The following is a 3127-nucleotide window of genomic DNA, read 5'->3' as shown; positions in this document are numbered from 1 at the left end:
GGCCGCCGTCGGTGCCGGACGGCATCTCCCGGCTGCGCTTGACGGCTCGGGCCGACCTCAGCGAGGGGCAACTGGCGGAGGTGGCCGGTACGGTCGCCCGCACCGCACAGGCCGGCGCCCTCTGACGACTGCGGTCATGGTCCGCTCTCACCGCCCGTTCTCACCGCGAGGACGGGCCCGCGGGAGGCAGAGCCACGAGGGACGAGCGACGCTCGCCGTCGAGCACGCGCAGCGCCGCGGTCAGCGTCCTGCCGTGCAGCTCGTTCTCGCCCCGCTCGTGCATCAGCGTGAGTGCGTCCCGCAGCGCTGCCGCCTTGTCGACCAGCGCCTGGGCGGCGCGCAGTCCGCGATAGGTGTTGTCCCCGCGTGCCGGATTGATCCGTCCCAGCAGGTCGAGCACTTCCAGATAGCTGTCGACGACCTGCCCCTCCGCGCGCGTGAGGGCGGGCAGCGGCGGCAGTTCGGGAGGCAGCACGGGGCCCTCAGCCCTGCGGGATCTGAGCGCCGGCGGGCTTGCGGCCCGCGGTGAGCCGGTCGATCAGCCCGTAGGCCACCGCGCCCTCGGCATCGAAGATCTTGTCGCGCTCCAGGTCCTCCCGGATCCTGCTGAGCGGCCGCCCCGTGTGCTTGGCGTACAGCCGCTCCAGGAGTTCGCGGGTGCGCATCAACTCCCGTGCCTGGATGGCCAGGTCGTCGGCCTGCCCCTGGACCGGTTCGGAGAAGGAGGGCTGATGGATGAGGATCCGTGCTCCCGGCAGCGCGAGGCGCTTGCCCGGCGTGCCGGCCGCGAGCAGCGCGGACGCTGAGGAGGCCGCCTGGCCCAGGCAGACGGTCTCGATGTCGCAGCTGACGTACTGCATCGTGTCGTAGACCGCGGTCATCGCGGTGAACGAGCCGCCGGGGGAGTTGATGTAGAGCGAGATGTCGCGGTCCGGGGCCGCCGCCTCCAGGTGGATGAGCTGCGCCATCACGTCGTTGGCCGCGGTGTCGTCGACCGGGGTCCCCAGGAAGATGATGCGCTCGTCCAGCAGCTTCGAGTAGGGGTCGAGCGTCCTCATGCCGTTGCTGGTGCGCTCGCTCAGCTCCGGCAGTACGTAGCGGGCAGTCGGTCCGTTCAGCATCAAGCCACCTCTCCTTCGAAACGTCCTTCTGTAAAAAATGTACAGGACGTACGTGACGTTATGCTGGACCCATGACCTACGAGATTCCGGTGACGCAGGCACGCGCGGCCCTCGCCGACTTGATCAACCGCGTGGTCTACGGCGGTGAACGCGTGGTGGTGACCCGGCACGGGAAGCCGCTGGTGGCACTGGTCTCGGCTGCTGACCTGGAACGACTTCAGGAGGGGAGCGCGGCGGCGGAGGACGAGGTGATCAGCACCTTCTCCAAGGTGCGCGACGACGCCCCGTCCGCTCCCGGCGAACGTCAGCGCTTCGGCATCGCCGCACAACACCGCGACCCGGCCGCCGGTGACAGGCGGCCGGGCCGGGAGAGTTGAGTTCCGCCCGGGCGGAACTCACCACCGCACAGCGGCGGGTGGGGTGAAGCAGGTGGAGCCGATCAGGAGCCGCTGAGCTCCCACACCGCGTGGGCGATGGCGTCGGAGTTCACGTCGAGAGCCTTCTCGTTGATGTTCGACATGTCGTCGCACTCCGAGTGGTAGCAGCTGTCGTACGGCTCGCCGGCCTTGCCCTCCCACTTCTTGGCCTGGTCCTCGGTCATGGACTCGCCCGCGCCGGTGAACGTACCGCCGACGGTGACACCCGCGGCGGCGAACGAGGCGTGGTCGCTGCGCCCGTTGACCTCCGGGGAGGTCTCCGTCTCGATGCCCTTCTCCTTGAAGAAGTCCTTGAAGACGCCCTGCACGGCCGCGTCGTCGTCGTAGACGAAGTAACCGGCGTTGGGGGAGGCGATCATGTCGAAGTTCAGGTAGGTGCTGATCTTCTTGGAGTCCTCGCCGATGCTGTCGACGTAGTGCTTCGAGCCGACCAGGCCCAGCTCCTCCGCGCCCCACCAGGCGAAGCGCAGGTGCTTCTTGGGCTCCAGCTTGGCCTCGGAGACGGCGAGAGCGGTCTCGAGCACCCCGGCGGAGCCCGAGCCGTTGTCGTTGATGCCGGCGCCGCTGTCGACGGAGTCGAGGTGCGAGCCGACCATGACGGTCTCGTCGGCGGAGCCGCCCTTCCAGTCGGCGATGAGGTTGTAACCCTTTCCGCCGGCCTCGTCGAACTCCTGGACCTTGGTCTCGAATCCGGCCTTGTCCAGCTTGCCCTTGATGAAGTCGATGGACGCCTTGAAGCCGGGCTCACCGTGTGCGCGGTTGCCGCCGTTGGCCTCGGCGACGGACTGAAGCTCCTTGAGGTCCGACTGGACGCTGGCGACGTCGATGTCGGGTGCTGCTGCCGTTTCCGTGATGCCGGCCTGTGCCACGCCCGCCCCGAGAAGCGAGGCGGTCAGGGCGGCGCCGGCGGATGCGGCTATGAGTGTGCGCTTGCGATTGCGGTTCACAGGGACTCCGATTGGTGTGGGGGGTTCGAAGTTACTGCCGGGTGTTACTTGCACATGAGAATCGTCGGAGTGGCTGCGCCCCGTCAAGAGCGTTTCCCGGACGGGACGTTGCGTTATGCGGAGACTGCAGCGTGTGCAGGGGTCGCGATCGCAAGCGGGAGCCGTACGCCGACCGTCCGCTACAGCGGTCGGCGTACGGCCCGTAGTTGGACGTCCCCGCCTCAGACGGAGGGGACGTGTGCGCCGGTCAGGGCGGGTTCCGGGGAGGTACCGCGGCGGCGCGAGGCGCCGGCCGCCACCAGCGCGAGGCCCAGCAACGCCCAGGCCGCGAGCGCCAGTACGGACGAGTCTGTGCCGCGGCCGTCGAAGAAGGCGACGGAGCGCAGCAGGGAACCGCCCGCGCCCGGTGGAAGCCACTGCCCGATGGCGCCGGCCGGTTCGGGAAGCATCTCCGGTGCGGAGGTCACTCCGGAGAACGGGTTGCCGAAGAGCACCATCACCAGCGCCCCCACGCCGATCCCGGGCGGGCCGAGCAATGAGCCCAGTCCGGCCACTCCCGCACTCACGGCGAGCGAAGTCAGCCCGAACGCGGCCGACTCCGCCCACCAGTCGCCGGCCAGCA

The 3127-nt window shown here is 69.2% G+C and carries 4 protein-coding genes and 2 pseudogenes; 2 read left to right on the top strand and 4 right to left on the bottom strand.

The genetic code is table 11. From position 1 onward, the window contains the following. Window positions 1-125 (top strand): annotated as a pseudogene (locus tag H5J26_RS31770) (8-amino-7-oxononanoate synthase); the annotation flags it as partial. A gap of 35 nt (window positions 126-160) precedes the next feature. On the opposite strand, the gene H5J26_RS29830 reads toward H5J26_RS31770, so the two are convergent. Continuing rightward, on the bottom strand, window positions 161-475 hold the full coding sequence (locus tag H5J26_RS29830; RefSeq protein ID WP_181769076.1) for a hypothetical protein: 315 nt from the start codon (window positions 473-475) through the stop codon (window positions 161-163). A 7-nt stretch (window positions 476-482) separates the two neighbouring features. After that, the gene (locus H5J26_RS29825; protein WP_181769075.1) at window positions 483-1121 is read right to left on the bottom strand and encodes an ATP-dependent Clp protease proteolytic subunit; all 639 of its coding nucleotides are present in this window, start codon (window positions 1119-1121) and stop codon (window positions 483-485) included. Between the two features lie 71 nt (window positions 1122-1192). Between H5J26_RS29825 and H5J26_RS29820 the strand changes: the two genes are divergently transcribed. After that, entirely contained in the window at window positions 1193-1498 is a 306-nt protein-coding gene (locus tag H5J26_RS29820) for a type II toxin-antitoxin system Phd/YefM family antitoxin (protein ID WP_181769074.1), read from the top strand. Between the two features lie 62 nt (window positions 1499-1560). On the opposite strand, the gene H5J26_RS29815 is transcribed toward H5J26_RS29820, so the two are convergent. After that, window positions 1561-2505, bottom strand: coding sequence for a M28 family metallopeptidase (locus H5J26_RS29815; RefSeq protein WP_309238112.1), 945 nt, complete (start codon window positions 2503-2505; stop codon window positions 1561-1563). Window positions 2506-2726: 221 nt separating this feature from the next. Then, window positions 2727-3127: pseudogene (locus H5J26_RS29810) on the bottom strand (ABC transporter permease); the annotation flags it as partial.

The organism is Streptomyces albidus (ex Kaewkla and Franco 2022), assembly GCF_013870515.1.
Taxonomy (GTDB): Bacteria; Actinomycetota; Actinomycetes; order Streptomycetales; family Streptomycetaceae; genus Streptomyces; species Streptomyces albidus.
Note: the sequence above shows the minus strand (reverse complement) of the source record. Positions and strands in the feature narration are given on the sequence as shown.

Excerpts from the sequence above, each read along its gene's own strand:
- H5J26_RS29825 (WP_181769075.1), bottom strand. The coding sequence starts at position 1,121 with ATGCTGAACGGACCGACTGCCCGCTACGTACTGCCGGAGCTGAGCGAG.
- H5J26_RS29820 (WP_181769074.1), top strand. The coding sequence starts at position 1,193 with ATGACCTACGAGATTCCGGTGACGCAGGCACGCGCGGCCCTCGCCGAC.